Genomic DNA, 1,409 nt, shown 5'->3' on the forward strand with positions numbered 1-1,409 from the left:
GGGCCCGGTGATCCTCAAGGATCATCCGAATGGCAGGTCCGCTGTACATACTGATAGACGTCGACGCGTTCTGTGGCATGTGGTGGATCTGGTTTCCGGCTCCCGCCGGCTGAAGCCGTCCATACATGTCCCCGTCACACCCATTGTGGACGAGTACTGCGATGCCGCCGGCTTCTATGTAATAGGTGTGGATCTTGTCGATTGTGAGGTTGTAGGCGGTGCTGGTCTGGTGGCGGAGGTGGGTGGTGGTGATGGTGGCGGTGGTGCCGTCGGGTTGGCGGAGGGTGTGGCCGGGGGTGAGGTGGTCGGCTGTGGTCCAGGTGCCGGTGGTGGTGTCGTAGAGGGGATGGCCGTTGGTCGCGGTGAGGGTGGCGGTGCCTTGGCCGGTCTGGATGGTGATGTCGACGAGTTGTTTGTCGCCGTGGCCGACGATGATCGCGGTGATGGTATTGGGTTCGGTAGTACCGGTATCGGGGTCGGTGGTCAGGACCTTGTCGCCGACGTGGACCTGGTCGATAGGTTTGGTCGTGCCGTCGGCGAGCAGGACGGGGGTGCTGGGGGTGAAGCTGTTGCCGGGTTTCCCGGTTGCGCAGCTTTCGAGGGCACGGCCGACGCCGCGGAGGGTGGTTGCTGCTTCGGGTTCGGCTTCGGCGGTACGGGCGAGGGTGAGGCCGGATCGGAGGCCACGGCCAGCTCGTGCGCCGATGATGGCGGCGTCGGCGAGTTCACCACCGACGGGCACGAACATCAGGCCGATCATGGCGGCGTTAAGCGCAACGTCGCCGGGGTGGTTCCTGGTGTAGTTCCAGGCGCTGGTAACAGCGCTAGTGACGGTGTGGCCAACGGTGCTGCCGATGCCCTTGGCTTTACATATGACGTTGCATTTGTTCTCGACCGGTTCCGGCCGGTCGGGAGCGCCGAGGACGGCGAGCAGGGCCTCTCCGGGGCCGGAGGCGACGCCGTAGGCGACCAGGATTGTGCTGTCGCCGTATCCGTCGATGGGGTCGGCGGCGTGGGCGGGGGTGTAGGTGGCGGCAGGGGTGGCGCCTGGGTTGGTTCCGGGGGCGGGGGCGGCGATGGGGAGCGCCCCGACGGGTAGAGCGTTGACGGGTTGGACGACGAATGAGCTCGAGGCCGCGGCGTCTGCTGGCAGGGTGGAGGGCTGCGGCGTCGCCAGGATCCATTGCATCGGATCGATCGTGATCACCGGCGCCGCCGGAGCCGCTACAGGCGCTGCGGCTGGGCGGTTGGCCGTAGCTGCGGCCGTAGCGGGTTTGGAGCCTCCCCCGCCCGCTGCACCTCCGCCACGAGCGCTACTGAGCTTTAATCCGCGGGGTCGGATGGGATCGGGGTCTGATCGCCGGGTAGATCGTCTGTATGAGGTACGCGACTGGTGGCGGGTTGACCGC

General features: G+C 66.8%; 1 protein-coding gene. It reads right to left on the bottom strand.

The features are described from left to right. On the bottom strand, positions 1-1,207 hold a 1,207-nt coding region (locus BL253_RS42725), incomplete at its 3' end, for a Hint domain-containing protein (RefSeq protein WP_158230528.1). Positions 1,208-1,409: the final 202 nt, after the last annotated feature.

Origin of the sequence: Pseudofrankia asymbiotica, assembly GCF_001983105.1 — a bacterium.
Lineage (GTDB): Bacteria > Actinomycetota > Actinomycetes > Frankiales > Frankiaceae > Pseudofrankia > Pseudofrankia asymbiotica.